This window comes from Salipiger bermudensis (assembly GCF_020171625.1).
In the GTDB taxonomy this organism is placed as follows: Bacteria; Pseudomonadota; Alphaproteobacteria; order Rhodobacterales; family Rhodobacteraceae; genus Salipiger; species Salipiger bermudensis_B.
This window is the reverse complement of the sequence record NZ_JAIUZY010000001.1, coordinates 188842-207544: the sequence shown is the minus strand read 5'-3', so window position 1 is coordinate 207544 and position 18703 is coordinate 188842. Positions and strand designations below refer to the sequence as shown.

15 protein-coding genes and 1 tRNA gene are annotated in these 18703 nt (G+C 67.6%); 6 read left to right on the top strand and 10 right to left on the bottom strand.

What is annotated here, in order from left to right; all coding sequences use genetic code 11:
- Positions 1-8 precede the first annotated feature (8 nt).
- On the bottom strand, positions 9-1685 hold the full coding sequence (locus LCM15_RS00940) for a BCCT family transporter (RefSeq protein WP_224852356.1): 1677 nt from the start codon (positions 1683-1685) through the stop codon (positions 9-11).
- Positions 1686-2223: 538 nt separating this feature from the next.
- On the opposite strand from LCM15_RS00940, the gene LCM15_RS00935 reads away from it, so the two are divergent.
- Both LCM15_RS00935 and LCM15_RS00930 read left to right on the top strand, forming a co-directional pair.
- Positions 2224-2313, top strand: a tRNA-Ser gene (locus LCM15_RS00935).
- Between the two features lie 319 nt (positions 2314-2632).
- Positions 2633-5422 (top strand): bifunctional aconitate hydratase 2/2-methylisocitrate dehydratase, encoded by a 2790-nt coding sequence (locus LCM15_RS00930; protein WP_224852355.1) that lies wholly within the window; start codon positions 2633-2635, stop codon positions 5420-5422.
- Between the two features lie 408 nt (positions 5423-5830).
- Here the strand turns inward: LCM15_RS00930 and LCM15_RS00925 are convergent, their stop codons facing one another.
- From LCM15_RS00925 to LCM15_RS00915, 3 genes are read right to left on the bottom strand one after another with little or no spacing between them, the layout of a single operon-like run.
- Positions 5831-6673 (bottom strand): fumarylacetoacetate hydrolase family protein, encoded by an 843-nt coding sequence (locus LCM15_RS00925; RefSeq protein WP_224852354.1) that lies wholly within the window; start codon positions 6671-6673, stop codon positions 5831-5833.
- Positions 6670-7350, bottom strand: a complete 681-nt coding sequence (locus LCM15_RS00920) for a GntR family transcriptional regulator (RefSeq protein WP_224852353.1) — start codon at positions 7348-7350, stop codon at positions 6670-6672. The genes LCM15_RS00925 and LCM15_RS00920 overlap by 4 nt, the downstream gene beginning before the upstream one ends.
- A gap of 6 nt (positions 7351-7356) precedes the next feature.
- On the bottom strand, positions 7357-8094 hold the full coding sequence (locus LCM15_RS00915) for an SDR family oxidoreductase (RefSeq protein WP_224852352.1): 738 nt from the start codon (positions 8092-8094) through the stop codon (positions 7357-7359).
- A gap of 140 nt (positions 8095-8234) precedes the next feature.
- On the opposite strand from LCM15_RS00915, the gene LCM15_RS00910 reads away from it, so the two are divergent.
- Entirely contained in the window at positions 8235-9608 is a 1374-nt protein-coding gene (locus LCM15_RS00910) for an FAD-binding oxidoreductase (RefSeq protein WP_224852351.1), read from the top strand.
- Positions 9609-9650: 42 nt separating this feature from the next.
- Entirely contained in the window at positions 9651-10577 is a 927-nt protein-coding gene (locus LCM15_RS00905) for a sugar kinase (RefSeq protein ID WP_224852350.1), read from the top strand.
- On the opposite strand, the gene LCM15_RS00900 is transcribed toward LCM15_RS00905, so the two are convergent.
- From LCM15_RS00900 to LCM15_RS00880, 5 genes are all read right to left on the bottom strand, one after another.
- Positions 10574-11359, bottom strand: a complete 786-nt coding sequence (locus tag LCM15_RS00900) for a hydroxypyruvate isomerase family protein (RefSeq protein ID WP_224852349.1) — start codon at positions 11357-11359, stop codon at positions 10574-10576. The two genes, LCM15_RS00905 and LCM15_RS00900, sit on opposite strands and share 4 nt — an antisense overlap.
- Positions 11360-11719: 360 nt before the next feature.
- A complete protein-coding gene (gene ychF, locus LCM15_RS00895; protein ID WP_224852348.1) occupies positions 11720-12817 on the bottom strand; it encodes a redox-regulated ATPase YchF in 1098 nt (365 codons plus the stop codon).
- 82 nt (positions 12818-12899) lie between these two features.
- A complete protein-coding gene (locus tag LCM15_RS00890) occupies positions 12900-14264 on the bottom strand; it encodes an MATE family efflux transporter (protein ID WP_224852347.1) in 1365 nt (454 codons plus the stop codon).
- Between the two features lie 74 nt (positions 14265-14338).
- A complete protein-coding gene (locus LCM15_RS00885) occupies positions 14339-15280 on the bottom strand; it encodes a nickel/cobalt transporter (RefSeq protein WP_224852346.1) in 942 nt (313 codons plus the stop codon).
- A complete protein-coding gene (locus tag LCM15_RS00880; RefSeq protein WP_224852345.1) occupies positions 15262-15894 on the bottom strand; it encodes a DUF1007 family protein in 633 nt (210 codons plus the stop codon). Before LCM15_RS00880 ends, LCM15_RS00885 begins: the two co-directional genes overlap by 19 nt.
- Positions 15895-16016: 122 nt before the next feature.
- Between LCM15_RS00880 and LCM15_RS00875 the strand changes: the two genes are divergently transcribed.
- Complete coding sequence (locus tag LCM15_RS00875; protein ID WP_224852344.1) at positions 16017-16658, top strand: TIGR02453 family protein; 642 nt, start codon at positions 16017-16019, stop codon at positions 16656-16658.
- Positions 16659-16668: 10 nt separating this feature from the next.
- Here the strand turns inward: LCM15_RS00875 and ppk2 are convergent, their stop codons facing one another.
- Positions 16669-17646 (bottom strand): polyphosphate kinase 2, encoded by a 978-nt coding sequence (gene ppk2 / locus LCM15_RS00870; RefSeq protein ID WP_224852343.1) that lies wholly within the window; start codon positions 17644-17646, stop codon positions 16669-16671.
- Between the two features lie 159 nt (positions 17647-17805).
- Here ppk2 and trpA point away from each other — a divergent pair, with 159 nt between their 5' ends.
- Positions 17806-18597 carry a tryptophan synthase subunit alpha gene (gene trpA, locus LCM15_RS00865; protein WP_224852342.1) on the top strand — a complete coding sequence of 264 codons (792 nt, stop codon included), beginning with the start codon at positions 17806-17808 and terminating at the stop codon, positions 18595-18597.
- Positions 18598-18703 lie beyond the last annotated feature (106 nt).

Here is an 18703-nt window from a genome sequence, read left to right as displayed (position 1 = left end):
TTAGGCGCTTACTCCGCCGGGCTGCTCTCTTCCCGCAGACCGCCCGAGGTGCTTTCCTCGCTGGCCGGTCCGTGGCCGAACTCTTCCAGCTCGGGCCGTTTGCCGATGTTGATATGGTCGATATCCTCGGCCGCGAAGCCCCGGATGATCGACGGGATCATCATGCTCACAAGTACGAAGATCGGCAGACCGACCACGGTGATCACCTGCTGCAGCGCTGTCAGCCCCGCCTCGCCCGCGAGCAGGATCAGCATCGCGGCGACCAGGCCCTCGGCTACACCCCAGAACACCCGCTGATGGACCGGGCCGGGGGTCGCCTGACCGGTGCAAAGCATGTCGACCACCAGCGAGGCCGAGTCCGAGGACGTGGCGAAGAAGATCGCCACGATCACCACCGCGAAGCCCTGGATGAACTCCGTGAAGGGGAACTGCTCGAAGAAGGCGAACATCGCCAGCGGCACGCTCTCGGCCACCGCGCTGCTGATCGCGCCGGCGCTGTCGCCCATCGCCTCGCGGGCGGCCACGCCGAGCCCGTCGAAATCCATCGCCTGCCAGCCGAAGATGGCGAACCAGATTAGGGTGAAGAGCGACGGCGCCATGAGCACGCCGAAGACGAACTCGCGCACCGTGCGCCCGCGCGAGATGCGCGCCACGAACAGGCCGATGAAGGGCGACCACGTCACCGTCCACGCCCAGTAGAACACCGTCCACGAGCCCTGCCAGCCCCACGCCTCGGTGGTCGGGTTCTCGTTGGCGAGCATGTCGTTCCAGAACGCGAGCCGCGGCAGGTTGGTGAGATAGAGCCCGAAGGTCTCGACGATGCCGCGCAGCAGGAACAGCGTCGAGCCGCAGACCAGCACGAAGATCATCAGCGCGACCGCCATGCCGATATTGAGGTTCGACAGGAACTTCACGCCCTTGTCGAGGCCTGCCACGATCGACCCCACGGCCACCGCGGTGAGCACCGCGAGGATGATGACCTGCACCCAGGCGCCGGTTCCGGTGCCGAGGAGCGCATCGAGGCCCGCGGCGATCTGGCTCGAGCCGAGCCCTAGCGAGACCGCAACGCCGAACAGCGTGCCGAGGATCGAGACGATGTCGATGGCTTTGCCGACGGGGCCGTGAATGCCCTCGCCCAGCAGCGGGTAGAACACCGAGCTCACCCGCACCGGCAGGTCGTAGCGGTTGATGAAATAGGCGAATGCGAGGCCCGGAAGGGTGAAGATCGTCCAAGTGTGCAGGCCGAGGTGGTAGATCGCGATCGAGATCGCATCCCGTGCGGCCTCCTCGGTGAACGGATCGACCCCGGGCAGCGGCGGGTCGGAGAAATGGCTGATCGGCTCGGCCACGCCCCAGAACATCAGAACCGTGCCGATGCCGCCGGCAAACAGCATGGTGAACCACGACAGGTTGGAATAGACCGGGCGCTCGCCCTTCCGTCCCAGCCGGATATGGCCATGGCGCGACATGGCCGCCCAGATCAGGAAGCCGAGCCACACGTTGACGCCCAGGACGAAGAACCAGCCAAGGTTGGTGACGATCCAACTTCGCCCGGCGGCGAACGCCTCTTCGATGGGTGTGGGAAAGAGCACGAGGGCGAGGACGAAGACGACCGTACATGCTGCCGAAACGAAGAAAATCGTCGGATCGGTTCTCAGGCCGAGGCGGCGGGCGAGCTGTTCCAAGGGTTGAGCCTTTGTATTTTTACACTGTCACAATACTCCAACCGAAGCGCTCTCTAATGGTTCCGCACAATCTGTGCGCGATCCCCCGCGCCTGCGCCGTTGACCGGGCGGCACCGCACTGCCGACGCTGAGACCATGAGACCTTGAGACCTTGAGACCTTGAGACCTTGAGACCTTGAGACCTTGAGACCTTGAGACCTTGAGACCTTGAGACCTTGAGACCTTGAGACCAAACGTCCGGACCGATCCAAGCACATTCAAGCCGCTCACAGTCGTTCATTGCACCGCGCCCCCTCCATAGGCCGCGCGCGATCAACGCGGACCAATGTCCGGCCCGGGCGGACTCTCAACGATATCCCACTGTCAGCCACGCGCCCGCTCAACCGCACGCCTCTGCGAAAGGCACGGCCCCCTGTCGCGTGCCCTGCGATGCCCAAGGCCCCGCGCCCCGCCGTCAAACGCCCCTTCGAGAAAAGTTTTCAAATCCCCCAACATTTCGCCTTGTACTCCCCTCTTTCGCTTGGATATACGCGTCGACGGAGACGTGGCCGAGTGGTCGAAGGCGCTCCCCTGCTAAGGGAGTAGGCGGGAAACCGTCTCGAGGGTTCGAATCCCTTCGTCTCCGCCATCCTCACACTCTGAGTGACCGGCACATCCGACCCGGCGCCATCCCGGGACGGACCGCACCCCGGATGCGGCTTGATTGCAGCCGTCCGACGGCGCGTGAGCGTCTCCCCGTCGCTTCCCGCAAGCAAATCAGGCTACGCGACACCCCCGTACCCAGTACGTCCCACCACATGATGCACCTGCAGCGCATTGCCGCTGTCAGGGGTCTTGTCACGTATCCGGCATTCGTATACTGCCGCATACAATTAGCGAATACGGCCCGGTCGACGTGGTCGAGCCCGCCGTGTTCGCTTCGCCCACTCTGAACCGCAGGGACCGTCATGAGCTTGTACACAGACTACCTAACCGAGATCGAAACGCGCAAGGCAGAGGGGCTGCACCCCAAGCCGATCGACGATGGCGCACTGGTGGCGGAGCTGATCGTGCAGATCGAGGATACCGGCAACGCGCACCGCGACGACTCCCTGCAGTTCTTCATCTACAACACCCTGCCTGGCACCACCTCCGCCGCTGGCGTGAAAGCTGCATTCCTGAAGAAGATCATCCTCGGCGAGGCCAAGGTCGCTGAAATCACCCCGGCCTTCGCCTTCGAGCTGCTCTCGCACATGAAGGGCGGCCCTTCGGTCGAAGTGCTGCTCGACCTCGCGCTCAACCAGAGCGGCGAGATCGCGCAGCAGGCCGCCGAGGTCCTCAAGACGCAGGTCTTCCTCTACGAGGCCGACATGGACCGCCTTGCCAAGGCCCATGCCGAAGGCAGCGCCATCGCCGACGACATCCTCGCCAGCTATGCCAAGGCCGAGTTCTTCACCAAGCTGCCCGATATCGACGAAGAGATCGAGCTGGTCTCCTACATCGCCGCCGAAGGCGACATCTCGACCGACCTGCTCTCGCCCGGCAACCAGGCGCACTCGCGCTCGGATCGCGAGCTGCACGGCAAGTGCATGATCTCCGAGACCGCCCAGAAGGAAATCGAGGCGCTGAAGCTGCAGCACCCGGGCAAGCGCGTGATGCTGATCGCCGAGAAGGGCACCATGGGCGTGGGCTCCTCGCGGATGTCGGGGGTCAATAACGTGGCGCTGTGGACCGGCAAGCCGACCTCGCCTTACGTGCCCTTCGTCAACTTCGCCCCGGTCGTGGCCGGCACCAACGGCATTTCGCCGATCTTCCTGACCACCGTGGGCGTGACCGGCGGCATCGGGCTCGACCTGAAGAACTGGGTCAAGAAGGTCGACGAGGACGGCAAGGCGATCCTCAACAATGACGGCAACCCGGTGCTCGAGCAGAAATACTCGGTCGCCACCGGCACCGTGCTGAAGATCGACACCAAGGCGATGAAACTGACCGACGAGAACGGCAAGGAGCTGGTCGACGTCTCCTCCGCCTTCACGCCGCAGAAGGTCGAGTTCATGAAGGCCGGCAGCTCCTACGCCATCGTGTTCGGCAAGAAGCTGCAGACCTTTGCCGCCGAGACCCTCGGCGTCGAGCCGACCCCGGTCTTTGCCCCCTCGAAGGAAGTTTCGGTCGAGGGCCAGGGCCTGACCGCGGTCGAGAAGATCTTCAACAAGAACGCGCTTGGCACCACGCCGGGCAAGACCCTGCACGCGGGCTCGGACGTGCGCGTCAAGGTCAACATCGTGGGCAGCCAGGACACCACCGGCCTGATGACCAGCCAGGAGCTCGAGGCGATGGCGGCGACGGTGATCTCGCCGACCGTCGACGGCGCCTACCAGTCCGGCTGCCACACCGCGTCCGTCTGGGACAAGAAGGCCGAGGCCAACATCCCGCGCCTGATGAAGTTCATGAACGATTTCGGCCTGATCACCGCGCGCGATCCCAAGGGCGAATACCACGCCATGACCGACGTGATCCACAAGGTGCTCAACGACATCACCGTGGATGACTGGGACATCATCATCGGCGGCGACAGCCACACCCGCATGTCGAAGGGCGTGGCCTTCGGCGCCGACAGCGGCACCGTGGCGCTGGCGCTGGCGACCGGTGAGGCGACCATGCCGATCCCCGAGTCCGTGAAGGTCACCTTCAAGGGCAAAATGGCCGATCACATGGACTTCCGCGACGTGGTGCACGCCACCCAGTTGCAGATGCTCGAACAGTTCGGCGACAACGTCTTCCAGGGCCGCGTCATCGAAGTGCATATCGGCACCCTGCTCGCCGACCAGGCCTTCACCTTCACCGACTGGACCGCGGAGATGAAGGCCAAGGCCTCGATCTGCATTTCCAACGACGAGACCCTGATCGGCTCGCTCGAGCTGGCCAAGTCGCGCATCCAGGTGATGATCGACAAGGGCATGGACAACGCCGCTCAGACCCTGCAGGGCCTGATCGACAAGGCCGACAAGCGCATCGCCGAGATCCGCTCGGGCGAGAAGCCCGCGCTGACCCCGGACGCAAACGCCAAGTACGTCGCCGAGGTGGTCGTGGATCTCGACAAGATCGACGAGCCGATGATCGCCGACCCGGATGTCAACAACACCGACGCCTCGCGCCGCTACACCCACGACACCATTCGCCCCGTCTCGTACTATGGTGGCGAGAAGAAGGTGGATCTCGGCTTCGTGGGATCGTGCATGGTGCACAAGGGCGACATCAAGATCGTCGCGCAGATGCTGAAGAACATCGAGAAGGCCAACGGCAAGGTCGAGTTCAAGGCGCCGCTCGTGGTCGCCGCACCGACCTACAACATCGTCGATGAGCTCAAGGCCGAGGGCGACTGGGAGATCCTGCAGAAGTACTCGGGCTTCGAGTTCGACGACATGTTCCCGAAGACCCAGGCGCGCAAGGAATACGAGAACATCCTCTATCTCGAGCGTCCGGGCTGCAACCTCTGCATGGGCAACCAGGAGAAGGCCGCGAAGGGCGACACGGTGCTCGCCACCTCGACCCGCCTGTTCCAAGGCCGCGTGGTCGAGGACTCTACCGAGAAGAAGGGCGAGTCGCTGCTCGCCTCGACCCCGGTGGTGGTGCTGTCCGCGATCCTCGGCCGCACACCGAACGCGGACGAGTACAAGACCGCGGTAGACGGCATCGACCTGACCAAGTTCGCCCCGCCGACCGAGACCCCCGAGGCCACCCGCTCGGTCCACTTCTGATCGGCTGAGCGCCGGGGCGCGGGGCGCCTCGGCACGCCGCTGGACAAATCGAAAAGGCCGCGCTCAGGCGCGGCCTTTTTTTGCGTCGTCTGGTGAGGTCCGACGACGGCCCTCAGAAGCGTGACTCCCGTCACCGGTCCGCAGGAGAGCGATCCGGCTTCGGCCTCCCTCGATATCTCCCTGCCAAGGCCGAAAAACCGCGAAGCTGAAAGCCCAGCGTCACCAGATCGTCGGCCCGGGGGGCGGGTCATGCCGAAGGCATCCATCCAGCGTGGGGAATGCGCGGCGCCTTCGGCGTCTCGCGCTCGGGGCCCCTTTCAGACGTGGCGCCTCGGTTCTGGTCTCTTGCGCATGTCGCAGGCGCGGCTAGCATCCACAAGCCGCGCCTGCGAGTGGGTCGCGAGCACCCTACCCCGCGACCACCTCCTGGCGCTGCGTTCCCAGCCCCTCGACGCTCAGCTCCATGACGTCGCCGGCGCGCAGGAAGCGCGGCGGGGTCATGCCGAGGCCCACGCCCGAGGGCGTGCCGGTGGCGATCAGGTCGCCCGGCACCAGCGCCATGAACCGGCTCATGTAGGAGACGATCTCGGCCACCCCGAAGATCATGTCAGAGGTATCGCTGTCCTGTACCGTCTCGCCGTTCAGCGCCAGCGACAGGCGCAGCGCCTGAGGGTCAGGCACCTCGTCCGCGGTCACCAGATACGGGCCGCAGGGGCCATAGCCCGGCGCCGACTTGCCCTTGATCCACTGGCCGCCATGCTCCATCTGCCAGGCCCGCTCCGACAGGTCGTTGACCACGCAATAGCCCGCCACGTAGTCCAGCGCGTCGGCCTCCGAGACCTGCCAGCACGGCTTGCCGATCACCACGCCAAGCTCGACCTCCCAGTCGGATTTCTCCGACCCCGGCGGCAGCATCACCCCATCGTTGGGACCGGCGAGTGCCGAGGCCGCCTTGGAGAACAGGATCGGCTCCTTCGGCGGCTTGGCGCCGGTCTCGGCGGCGTGCTTGGCGTAGTTCAGACCGACGCAGAAAAAGTTCGGCACGCCATCCAGGCAGGCGCCGATGCGGGCGCCGTCGGGCAGCACCGGCAAGGTCCCGAGATCGATCGCGCGGATCGCCTCGATCGCGTCGAGCGACACGCCGTTCCCTGCCAGATCCGGCACCACGCCGCTCAGGTCACGCATCTCGCCCTGGCTGTCCAGCACCACCGGGCGTTCCTGGCCCTGCGGGCCCACTCGCATCAGTTTCATGTCTCGTCCTCCTGGTCTGCAGCCGCCGCCTCGGCTTCGAGGGCGGCGGCGATGTCGTCTGCAAGGCTCGCGAGGTGATCCTCGACGGCGCGGGTCACCGCGTCCACGTCGCGGGCTCGGAGCGCCTGCAGGATGATTTCGTGATTGCCCACGACGCGGGCCCGGTTGTGCTGCATCCGGGCCGAGAGATACCGCGCCCGCCACAGCCGCGCGAGGTAACGGTTGTGGGTCTGCGCCAAGGCGTCGTTATGGGCCGCCTGCGCGATGCGGCGGTGAAAGCTCATGTCGAGCTCGAAGGCGTCGAGCGCATCGAGCTGATCGTAGGTTTCGGCGATGCGCCGGTGCAGCGCCGCGATGCCGTCGAGATCGGCCTCGGTCGCCGCGTCGCAGGCCAGCCGCGCCGACAGCTGCTCGAGCGTCTGCAGCACCACGACCTGATCGCGCACCTCCTTGATCGAGGGCCGTGCCACCACTGGGCTGCGCGCCGGGCGCAGCACCACCAGCCCCTCCTTGGCGAGGATGCGGATCGCCTCGCGCATCGGCGTGCGGCTCACCCCCATGGCAGCGGCGGTGTCGCGCTCCTTGATCGGCGCATCCGGTGGCAGGGTGCCGAACAGGATCGCCCGGCGCAACTGCGCGGCGATCTGCTCGGCCAGCGTGTCCTGCGGCGTGTCCATCCCGGCTCAGCCCCGCCCGATATAGGGCATCTTGGTCGCCATCACCGTCATGAACTGAACATTGGCATCGAGCGGCAGCTTGGCCATGTGCAGCACCGAGCTGGCGACATGTTCAGGGTCCATCACCGCCTCGGCGGCAATCTCGCCATTGGCCTGCGTGACGCCGGCGGCCATCGGCGCGGCCATCTCGGTCAGCGCGTTGCCGATATCGATCTGGCCGCAGGCGATGTCGTATGGCCGCCCGTCGAGGCTGATCGAGCGGGTCAGCCCGGTCACCGCGTGCTTCGAGGTGGTGTAGGGCGACGAACCGGGGCGCGGCACATGCGCGGAGATCGAGCCGTTGTTGATGATGCGTCCGCCCTGCGGGTCCTGACGGCGCATAGCGCCAAAGGCCGCGCGGGCGCAGAGGAACATGCCGGTGATGTTGACGGCGCTGAGCTGCAGCCAGTCCTCGACCGTGATCTCGTCGATCGGCGCGCCCTTGGTGAAGATGCCGGCATTGTTGAACAGCGCGTCGATCCGGCCCCAGCTCTCGGCGATCTGCGCAAAGCCCTGCTCCACCGCCGCTGGTTCGGAGACGTCGAACGGCACCACCAGCGCGTTGGGATCGCAATTCGCGGTCTCGTGCAGCGGCGCCTCGCGGCGGCCTACCAGCGCCACGCGCCATCCGTCCTCGAGGAAGGCCTGCGCGGTGACACGGCCGATGCCGCTGCCCGCGCCGGTGATGACGATGCTCCGGGTCATGACCCCTCCTCCCTTGACGCGCACTCCAGCGCCCTCCTGCCTGCCGGTTGGGGCAACGCCCCTCCGCCAGTTGCTTGCCACAGTGTCACTGGCTGGTATACCGAATGCAAGCGCATTCCCCGGCGCAGGAGACCATCGAGATGAGTGCATTTGACGCGCTCGGGCAGCTTCTTGGCCCGCGCTTTTCCACTGCCCTTGCCGCGCGCAAGCAGAACGCCGGCAACGAGGCCCATTACGACGAGGCCCTGCCCGACGCGGTGGCCTTTCCCGAGAGCACCGAAGAGGTCGCCGAGATCGTCCGGATCTGCGCCGCGCAGGGCGTGCCCATCGTGGCCTTCGGCACCGGCACCTCGCTGGAGGGCCAGCACCTGGCGGTGAACGGCGGCATCAGCCTCGATTTCTCGCGCATGAACAAGGTGCTCGAGATCCATGCCGAGGACATGAACGTGGTCGTCCAGCCCGGCGTGACGCGCAAGCAGCTCAACGAAGAGCTGCGCGCGACGGGGCTGTTCTTCCCGGTCGATCCGGGCGCCGACGCCTCGCTCGGCGGCATGGCGGCGACGCGCGCCTCTGGCACCACGGCGGTGCGCTACGGCACCATGCGCGAGAACGTTCTGGCGCTCGAGGCGGTGATGGCCGACGGCACGATCATCCGCACCGGCAGCGCGGCGCGCAAGTCGTCCGCGGGGTATGACCTGACCCACCTGCTCGTGGGCTCGGAGGGCACGCTCGGCCTGATCACCGAGCTGACGCTGAAGCTGCACGGCCAGCCCGAGGCGGTGGCGGCGGCGACCTGCCGCTTCGACGACGTGGCGGCGGCGGTCGATTGCGTGATCCTGACGATCCAGAGCGGCATCCCGATGGCCCGGATCGAGCTGGTCGACGAGATGATGGTGCGCGGGTTCAACTTGCACTCAGGCACCGACATGCCGGAAAAACCACATCTTTTCCTAGAGTTCCACGGCGCTCCTGAAGCGGCACGCGAACAGGTGGCAAGCTTCCGCGAGATCGCGGAGGATGCCGGCGCCCAAGACTGGCAGGAGGCCCAGACCACCGAGGCCCGCACCGCGCTCTGGAGCCTGCGCCACGGCGCCCTGCCGGCGATCGGCGCGCTCGATCCGCGCCCCGGCAAGCGCACCTACTCGACCGATGTCTGCGTGCCGATCTCGCGGCTGGCCGAGGCCATCGCCGCGGCCCGCGCCGAGGCCGAGACCCGCGCGCTCACCTGTACCATCGTGGGCCATGTGGGTGACGGCAACTTCCACTGCGGCCTGCGCTTCGATCCCGGCGACCCCGCCGAGATCGCCGAGGTTCTGGCGTTCTCCGGCGCGCTCGCCAAGGTGGCGCTGCGGCTTGGCGGCACGGTGACCGGCGAGCACGGCATCGGGCTTGGCAAGCAGGGCTACATGGACGCCGAGCACGGCGCCGCTGTGGCCATCATGCGCCGGGTCAAGGCGGCCTTCGATCCGCAGGCTGTTCTCAACCCCGGCAAACTGTTACCGCCGGAACGCTGACGGGCGCCCCGCCCGCGCATCCGGAGACGAAGGAGTGACGCAATGAGCGCCTTTCTCGCCATTGGCGAATGCATGGTCGAACTGTCCGAGGCCGGCGACGGGCTCTATCGCCGCGGCTTTGCCGGCGACACGTTCAACACCGCGTGGTACATGCGCCGGATGCTGCCCGAGAGCTGGGGCGTGGGCTATGCGACCTGCGTTGGCGAGGACGCGATCAGTCAGGAAATGCTGGCCTACATGGAGGGCGAGCGCATCGACACCTCGGCGGTGCGCCGGCTGCCGGATGCCACGGTCGGGCTCTACATGATCTCGGTCGAGGACGGCGAGCGCAGCTTCTCCTACTGGCGCGGGCAGTCGGCGGCCAAGCGCATGGGGCAGGATCTGAAATGGCTCGACGCGGCGCTCAAGGGCCGTGACATGATCCATTTCTCGGCCATCACGCTGGCCATCCTGCCGGCCAAGGAGCGCGAGTATTTCTGCGGCGCGCTGGCGCGAGCCCGGGCGCGCGGGGCCATCGTGGCCTTCGACACCAACCTGCGCCCCAAGCTCTGGGAAAGCCCCGAGGCCATGCGCGCGGGCCTGATGATGGGGGCGCGGACCTCGGACATCGTGCTGCCCTCCTTCGACGAGGAGCAAGTCCTGTTCGGCGACGAGACCCCGGAGCAGAGCCTCGAGCGCTATCGCGCGCAGGGGGCCGATCTGGTCGCGGTCAAGCAGGGTCCGGGCGATCTGCTGCTCTGGCAGCGCGAAAGCGGCGCGCGGGTGATTCCGGCGACCAAGGTCGAGACCGTGGTCGACACCACCGCTGCCGGCGACAGCTTCGCCGCGGGGCTTCTGGCCGGGCTCGCACGGGGCAAGACGCTGGAAGACTCGGCCCACGCCGCGATGGCGCTGGCGGGCCAGGTGATCCAGGGCCGCGGCGCGCTGGTCGCCGAGGCCGTGAACAAGGCGGGGCTGGAGCCCGCCTAAGGCGCGTCGAGCGCGGCGCGCAGGGGCGGTAGCCAGCCAAGCCCCGCGCGCGTGGCCCCGCCGCGCGGGCGGTACTCGGCGCCAACGGCGCCACGGTAGCCTGCCTCCCGGAAACCGCGCAGGAGGCCAGCGTAGCATAGCTCGCCCGCATCGGGCTCGCCCCGATCCGGTACGGCGGCGATCTGCACGTGGCCGATCAGCGGCAGATGCTCGGCAAAGCGCCGTGTCAGATCGCCCTGCAGGATCTGCAGGTGGTAGCAATCGAACATGATCTTCAGGTTGTCGCGCCCGAGCGCGGCGATGGTGCCGGCAGCCTGCTCCAGCGAGGTCAGGTGATATCCCGGCACGTCGCGCGTGTTGATCGGCTCGATGAGGATCGTCATGCCGTGCGGCGCCGCGAGGTCGCAGGCATGTGCCAACGTGTCCCGGAAGGCGGCCTCGGCGCCCGCCGCCGCACCGCTGCGCCCTGCCATGACATGCACCGCACCCGCCCCGATCGCCGCACCATAGGACACCGCCTGCGCCACGGCGGCGCGGGCGTCATCGCTGCGGCCGGGAAGGGCTGCGAGGCCGAACTCGCCCGCGCCCTGATCGCCGGGGCGCGTGTTGAGCGCCAGCATCGACAGGCCGGTGGCCTCGAGGGCGCTGCGGATCTCGGCCGGGTCGTGGGCGTAGGGAAAGTGGCATTCAACCGCGTCAAAACCATCGGACGCGGCAGCCCGGATGCGCGCGGGCAGCGGCAGATCGGTATAGAGAAAGCCGAGATTGGCGGAGACCTGCATCAGGGAGCCTTGCGCTGTGTGGGGGCGCCGGAGACGAGGGGCGCTGCCCCTCGCGCTCCCCGGGATATTTTCAGCCAGAAGAAGGGGAAGGTCGAGAGCTGTCGTGTTGCGCGCCTGTCCGAGACGCCGGCGAGCGTCGGCGTGGGGGTGCTAAAGCGCCGGCGCAGAACGGGCCCCGGTGAGGCGTCTCGTAAGGCTACACGCCTGCGGTCCGGGTGGGTGAAACGGCGGCGCCTGCATCGGGTGGCCGACAAGTGCCCGCGAGGCCAGCCGCATGACGTCCCCGGCAACGCCTGTCTCGAATAGCCCAGAGGCGCCGGTGCGGTCGGACGGCGCGTGGGCGCCGTCCCCGGGCAAAGCTCAGGTGTTGAAGAGGAAGTGCAGGACGTCACCGTCCTTGACCGTGTAGGTCTTGCCCTCGGCGCGCATCTTGCCGGCTTCCTTGGCGGGCTGTTCGCCGCCGAGCGCCACGAAATCGTCGAAGGCGATGGTCTCGGCCCGGATGAAGCCCTTCTCGAAATCGCCGTGGATGACGCCCGCGGCCTGCGGCGCCAGCGTGCCCTTGCGAATGGTCCAGGCGCGCGCCTCCTTGGGACCGACGGTGAAATAGGTCTCGAGGTGCAGCAGCTCGTAGCCGGCACGGATCAGCCGGTCGAGACCGGCTTCCTTCAGGCCAAGCTCGGAAAGGAACATCTCGGCTTCCTCGCCATCTAGCTGGGAGATCTCCTCCTCGATCTTGGCGGAGATCACCACGTGAGCGTTGCCCTGCTCGGCGGCCATCTTGGCCACCGCCTCGGAGAGCGCGTTGCCGGTGGCGGCCTCGTCCTCGTCGACGTTGCAGACATAGAGTACGGGCTTGGCGCTGAGCAGTTGCAGCATGGTCCACTGCTTGCGGTCCTCGGCATCGACCTCGACCATGCGGGCAGGCTTGCCCTGCTCGAGCATCTCCAGCGCCGCCTTCATCAGGCGCTCCTGCTGGATCGCCTCCTTGTCGCCGCCGCGCACCTTGCGGACGATGTTCTGAAGCCGCTTCTCGAGGCTCTCCATGTCGGCGATGATCAGCTCGGTCTCGATGGTCTCGGCATCCGAGACCGGATCGACGCGGCCGTCGACGTGGGTGACGTCGTCATCCTCGAAGCAGCGCAGCACGTGGGCGATGGCGTCGGTCTCGCGAATGTTGGCGAGAAACTGGTTGCCGAGCCCCTCGCCCTTGGAGGCGCCCTTCACCAGACCCGCGATGTCGACGAAGGTCATGCGGGTGGGAATGATGTTCTGCGACTTGGCGATGGCGGCAAGCTGGTCGAGCCGCGCATCGGGCACCGCCACGTCGCCCACGTTGGGCTCGATGGTGCAGAACGGGAAGTTCGCCGCCTGCGCCGCGGCGGTCCTGGTCAGCGCGTTGAACAGGGTCGACTTGCCCACGTTGGGCAGACCCACGATCCCCATGCGAAATCCCATCTTGCGGCTCCTCTGGCTTTGGTTGGGCGCCTTCTAGGCGCGGATCGGGGCAAGCGCAAGAGAGGCTGCAGGGCCCCTCGGTTCAGACGAGACCCGCCGTCGGGCCGGTGCCCGCGCGGGTGAAGAAGCGGTGCATCAGGAGGATCGCGGCCATGCCGAGGCCGATCACCAGACCGAACCAGACGCCGACAAAGCCGAACCCCGCCGGGAAGCCCAGCACGTAGGCCGCCGGCAGCCCCAGCCCCCAATAGGAGAGCCCCGCGATGATCATCGGCGCGCGGGTGTCGTGCAGCCCGCGCAGGATGCCGAGCGAGATCACCTGCAGCGCGTCGACCAGCTGGAACAGCGCCGCGACCAGCAGCAGCAGCACGCCGATGGAGATGATCTCGGCCCGCTGCGGATCGTCGGGCGAGATGAACAGGCCGATGAGCAGTTCGGGAATGGTGACGAAGGCGATCACGGTGAGCACGACCGTGGCGATCGAGAGCGCGAAGAGCATGTGGGCGTCGCGCTTCAGGCGCTCGGTATCGCCGCGCCCGCGCGCCTGCCCGGCCCGCACGGTGGCGACGTTGGCGAGGCCGAGATGCACCATGAAGGTCAGCCCCGAGAGCTGCAGCGCGATGCCATGCGCGGCCAGCGGCGCCGGACCGATCCAACCGATCAGGATGGCGGTGGCGGCGAACAGCCCGACCTCGGCCAGCGTCGTCAGACCGATCGGCCAGCCGAGGGCAAAGACCTCGCGCAGCATCTCGAGATCGGGCCGCCAGAAGCGGCGCCAGAGCGGGTACTGCGGCAGGCGCAGCCTTGCATAGGCCACGACGCCGATCAGCGAACAGCCATGCGCCACCAGCGAGGCCACGGCGGCGCCCCGGATGCCAAGCTCGGGCGCGCCCCAGTTGCCGAAGATCAGCGCGTAATTGGCGATGCCGTTGGCGATCGCGGCGACGACGGTGATCCAGAACACCACGCGGGTGTGCTCGAGCGCGGCGAGGAAGCTCTTGAACACCATCACGCCGAGCGCCGGCAGCAGTCCCCAGCCGGCGATGCGCAGGTAGGTCTGAGCGTCGGCGGCCACCTGCGGCGCCTGCCCCAGCGCCAGCAGAAGGCTCCCCGAGAACCACAGCAGCGGCATCACCAGAGCGAAGAACCCCGCCGAGAGCCACAGCCCCATGCGGGTCGCGCGGCGGATCTGAGGGTGGTCGTTGCTGGCGTCAAAGCTGGCCACCATCGGCATCACCGCCCAGGCAAAGCCCGAACCGAACAGGAAGAACAGCGAGAACACCGTGCCGGCCAGCGTCAGCGCCGCCAGCTCGGCCACGCCGTAGCGCCCAATCATCGCGGTGTCGGTGAACATGATGGCAAGCTGCGCCACGTGGCCGCCGATCAGCGGCAAGCCAAGGAGAAGCATCTCCCGCGCGTGGGCCAGATGTGTTTTTGCAGTGCTCATGATTTGGGCTTTAGAGGGCGCATCCCGCGCAGGCAAGTCCAGCGTCTGGACCGCCCGACCACGCCGCCTCGCCCCTAGATGGCGTGCAACACCACCTGCGCCGCGAGGATGGCGATCACCGCGCCCGCGGCGGCCTCGATGGCGCCCATCACCCGCAGCGCGCCCGGCCCCGCGGTAAGGCGGCTAAGCGCGCCCTCGCGCAGCGTGACAGAGGCCAGCGCCACCGCCACCGTGACCGTCGCGGTGCCGAGCCCCATGGCGAAGGTGCCGAGAATGCCGGCAGAGACGATGCCCATGCGCCAGGTCAGGATCAGCAGGAACAGCGCCCCGGTGCAGGGGCGCAGCGCGATGGCCCCGATCAGCAGCAGCGCATCGCGCAGCGAGTGGACCTGCTCGACCTGCTCGAGGCTGGGGCCGTGGGCGTGGCCGCAGCTCGCACAGACCTCGCCCGGCCCGTGATGATCGGCGTGCGCGTGGTGATGGTGGTCGCCATGTGCGTGTTCGTGTGCGTGTCCGGTCTCCGCCCGCGTCAGCAGCTTGCGCCCGCCGCGCAGCACCAGCCACAGCCCGATCAGCCCGATGGCGGCGTAGCTTGCGGGGGCGAACCAGTCCTCTGCCGCGTCGGTGAGCTGCTCGCGCCCCCAGCCAAGCACCCAGAGTCCGGCATAGACCAGCACCACCGCGCCCGCCGCCTGCGCAAGGCTCGACAGCAGCGCCAGCGTCGACAGCCGCAGCACCGGCACGCGGCGCCCGACACCGTAGCCGCCGATCAGCAGCTTGCCATGACCGGGCCCCGCGGCGTGGAAGAAACCGTAGGCGAAGCACAGGCCCAGAAGCGCCGTCAGCGCCCCGGGCTCGCCCGCGCGCAGCGCCCTGAGCCCGCGCGCCATCGCCACCTGCGCCTCGCGCTGGCCCTGCACCGCGGCGGCTTCGACCCAGGCCGCGCCGCCAAATCCCCAGAGCCAGACCGCCAGCGCCGCCACCGCGGCGGCGCCGATCAGGAGGACGGGTCGCATGTCAGGCTGATCCTGTCGGCATATTGTTCCCCGACCTCGAGCACCTCGAACTGGTCCTCCGGCACGCGCTCGAGCTCCTTCTGGACGTAGGCGTCGGCGGCGTCGCGGTCGGGCTTCTCGATCTCGGCACGGCAGGGCGCGGCGATCTCGACGCCGCGGGTGATCTCGTAGGCCACGTAGAAGGTCGGATCGTACTGCCGGACCTCGAGCCCGTCGGCGGCAACGCCGTTCACGGGACGGAAATGCGCCGAGATGATGCGCCCGTCCTCGACCCGCGTCTCACGCGGCTCCGGCGCGCCGAGCGTCACGGCCTCCCCCTCTGAGGAAAGGTAGAGATCGCCCTCGAAATCCGAGGGCCAGTTGTCGGTCTCGAAGCCCTGAAGCTGCGCCAGTTCGTCCTCGGTGAGCTGACCGTCGCCATCCGGGTCGAGCCCCATGTCCTCGAAGATCAGCAGCGTGAAGAACTCGTCATAGGCCCAGCTCAGCTCGACCCCGGTAACGTTGCGCGCGGCATCGGTCTCGATCCGCAGGGCACTGTCGACGAAGACATGCGGATGCGCGACCGCCTGCGAAGCGGACAGTAGCAGCGGAATGCAGGCGATCCAGCGTGTCATGGGCTTCGGACTAGCCGCGCCGGGCGCCCTTGGCAAGGTTCCTTGGATCACATCGGCGGAGCTGTGCTATGGTGAGCTGTTACGTACGAGTCATATTGTTTTTCAAGGATTGGAGCCGCGCGATGATCGCGCAGATTGACCTGACCGATTTTGCCCCCCACACCCGGCGCTTCCTGGCCGATCTTGCCGCCAACAACGACCGCGACTGGTTCCGCCGCAACAAGCAGCGCTACGACAGCGAGGTGAGGCGCCCCGCCGAAATGCTGGTCGACCGCCTCTCTGCGCGGCTGGCCGCCGCCGCAGGTCGTCCGGTGCGCGGCAAGCTGTTCCGCCCGCATCGCGACGTGCGGTTTTCCGGTGACAAGACGCCGTTCTACACCCATCTTCACGCCGCCTGGACCCTGCCCGGCGGGCGCAGCTGGTATTTCGGGCTCTCGCCCGACTATGCCACCGCCGGGGCCGGCGTGATGGCGTTCGACGGTGACCAGTCCCTGTCGTGGCGGCAGTCGGTGGCGGGCGTCGCCGGAGACGCGCTCACCACCGTGCTCGGGCGTTTGAACGCGAGGCTCGACGCCGCGACCCTGAGCGATGTGCCAGCGCCCTACCCGGCCTCGCATCCGCGCGCGGACCTGCTGCGCCGGTCCGGCTGCGTGGCGTGGTCCGACGATCTCTTCGAGGCGCTGGCGCGCGACCCCGAGGCCACGCTCGCGCAGACCTTCGACCGGTTCTCGCCCCTGCAGGACTGGCTCGCCCGGCATCTGTGAGACGCGCCTCTCAGCCCTCGGCGTGACGGGTGTCCGGATGCAGCGCGGTGCCGAGGATGTGGTCAGCGCGATGGATCACATGCCCCGCCCCGCCGACGATCAGCGGGTCGGGCGGCGCGGCGATGTGTCGGTCCTTGCCGGGGTAGTCCAGCAGCGACAGGAAATGCCGCATGCAATTCAGGCGCGCGCGTTTCTTGTCATCCGACTTGATCACCACCCAGGGCGCATCGGCGGTGTCGGTGTAGAAGAACATCGCTTCCTTGGCCTCGGTGTAATCGTCCCACCGGCCAAGGCTCGCCTTGTCGATCGGCGACAGCTTCCACTGCTTGAGCGGGTCGGTCTCGCGGCTCTCGAAGCGCCGGCGCTGCTCTTCCTGCGTCACCGAGAACCAGTACTTGAAGAGCTTGATCCCCGACCGCACCAGCATCCGCTCGAGTTCCGGCGTCTGGCGCATGAACTCGAGATAGTCGTTGGGCGCGCAGAACCCCATCACCCGTTCGACGCCGGCGCGGTTGTACCACGACCGGTCGTAGAGCACGATTTCCCCGGCGGTGGGCAGATGCTCGATATAGCGCTGGAAATACCACTGCCCGCGCTCCAGCTCGGACGGCTTGTTGAGCGCCACCACCCGGGCGTGGCGCGGGTTGAGATGCTCGGTGAAGCGCTTGATGGTGCCGCCCTTGCCGGCGGCGTCCCGGCCCTCGAACAGCAGGACGGCCTTCTGGCCGGTCTGCTGGAACCACAGCTGCACCTTGAGTAGCTCGGCCTGAAGCTGCGCCTTCTGGTGCTCGTAGCTCTTGGTCGACATCTTGGTGTCGTAGGGATAGGCGCCGGTCTCGAAGGCGCGCCTGATCTCGTCCGGGGTCGGGGCCATCCGGCGCGCGCTGCGCGGCGCGGCGGCGGCTGCGCCATCGGGCGCCGGGGCGTCGGTCTCCGTCCGGGTCGGGATATGGGCGGCGGTGTCGGTCTCGGGGGGCGTTGCGCTCATCGGATGGCTTTCCTCTCGGTCCTGCTCACATCCCTACCCCTCGCAGGCTGTGCGCCGCCTTGACCGGTGTCAAGAAAGCGCCCGCCTCCCGGCGCACAGCTTATTGATTTCCGCCCGCCATTCCGGCAGACCTGCCGCGAGCATCAGGGAAGGACCGCCATGACCCGCATCGACGCAAAATTCGCCGCGCTCCGCGCAGAGGGCAAGAAGGCCTTCGTCGCCTATGTCATGGCCGGCGATCCCGACTACGACCGTTCGCTCGAGCTGGTGAAGGGCCTGCCCGCCGCCGGCGTCGACATCATCGAGCTCGGCCAGCCCTTCACCGACCCGATGGCCGACGGCCCGACCATCCAGCTTGCCGGCCAGCGCGCCCTTGAGGCGGGCCAGACGCTGGAACGGACGCTGCAGATGGTGCGCGACTTCCGCACCGGCGACGACACGACCCCGATCGTGCTGATGGGCTACTACAACCCGATCTACCACCACGGCGTCGAGCGCTTCCTCGAGGACGCCAACGAGGCCGGCATCGACGGGCTGATCGTGGTCGACCTGCCCCCCGAGGAAGACGACGAGCTCTGCCTCCCGGCGCAGAAGGCGGGCCTCAACTTCATCCGCCTCGCCACCCCGACCACCGATGACAAGCGCCTGCCCAAGGTGCTGCAGAACACCTCCGGGTTCGTCTACTACGTCTCGATCACCGGCATCACGGGCGCCGCTGCCGCACAAGCCGCCGACGTCGCCCCGGAAGTGGCGCGCATCAAGGCCAAGACCGACCTGCCGGTCATCGTGGGCTTCGGCATCCGCACGCCCGAAACCTCCGAGAGCATCGCCGGCGTCGCCGATGGCTGCGTCGTGGGCTCCGCCATCGTTGCCGCCCAGGCCGAGGGCAAACCCACCGAAGAGGTGCTCGCCTTCGTGAAATCCCTCGCCGACGGCGCCCACCGCGCCTGAGCCCGCCAGGGCCAAACGACGACGCACGAAGAGAAAGGGGCGCCCAACCGGACGCCCCTTCTGTCTTACCGACACCACCTCAGCGCAGCCCCACATCTTCTTTGGT

What these genes read in the sequence shown, in the direction of transcription:
- LCM15_RS00930 (WP_224852355.1), top strand. Translation starts at nt 2,633, where the DNA reads ATGAGCTTGTACACAGACTACCTAACCGAGATCGAAACGCGCAAGGCA.
- LCM15_RS00925 (WP_224852354.1), bottom strand. Translation starts at nt 6,673, where the DNA reads ATGAAACTGATGCGAGTGGGCCCGCAGGGCCAGGAACGCCCGGTGGTG.
- LCM15_RS00920 (WP_224852353.1), bottom strand. Translation starts at nt 7,350, where the DNA reads ATGGACACGCCGCAGGACACGCTGGCCGAGCAGATCGCCGCGCAGTTG.
- LCM15_RS00915 (WP_224852352.1), bottom strand. Translation starts at nt 8,094, where the DNA reads ATGACCCGGAGCATCGTCATCACCGGCGCGGGCAGCGGCATCGGCCGT.
- LCM15_RS00910 (WP_224852351.1), top strand. Translation starts at nt 8,235, where the DNA reads ATGAGTGCATTTGACGCGCTCGGGCAGCTTCTTGGCCCGCGCTTTTCC.
- LCM15_RS00905 (WP_224852350.1), top strand. Translation starts at nt 9,651, where the DNA reads ATGAGCGCCTTTCTCGCCATTGGCGAATGCATGGTCGAACTGTCCGAG.
- LCM15_RS00900 (WP_224852349.1), bottom strand. Translation starts at nt 11,359, where the DNA reads ATGCAGGTCTCCGCCAATCTCGGCTTTCTCTATACCGATCTGCCGCTG.
- ychF (WP_224852348.1), bottom strand. Translation starts at nt 12,817, where the DNA reads ATGGGATTTCGCATGGGGATCGTGGGTCTGCCCAACGTGGGCAAGTCG.
- LCM15_RS00890 (WP_224852347.1), bottom strand. Translation starts at nt 14,264, where the DNA reads ATGAGCACTGCAAAAACACATCTGGCCCACGCGCGGGAGATGCTTCTC.
- LCM15_RS00885 (WP_224852346.1), bottom strand. Translation starts at nt 15,280, where the DNA reads ATGCGACCCGTCCTCCTGATCGGCGCCGCCGCGGTGGCGGCGCTGGCG.
- LCM15_RS00880 (WP_224852345.1), bottom strand. Translation starts at nt 15,894, where the DNA reads ATGACACGCTGGATCGCCTGCATTCCGCTGCTACTGTCCGCTTCGCAG.
- LCM15_RS00875 (WP_224852344.1), top strand. Translation starts at nt 16,017, where the DNA reads ATGATCGCGCAGATTGACCTGACCGATTTTGCCCCCCACACCCGGCGC.
- ppk2 (WP_224852343.1), bottom strand. Translation starts at nt 17,646, where the DNA reads ATGAGCGCAACGCCCCCCGAGACCGACACCGCCGCCCATATCCCGACC.
- trpA (WP_224852342.1), top strand. Translation starts at nt 17,806, where the DNA reads ATGACCCGCATCGACGCAAAATTCGCCGCGCTCCGCGCAGAGGGCAAG.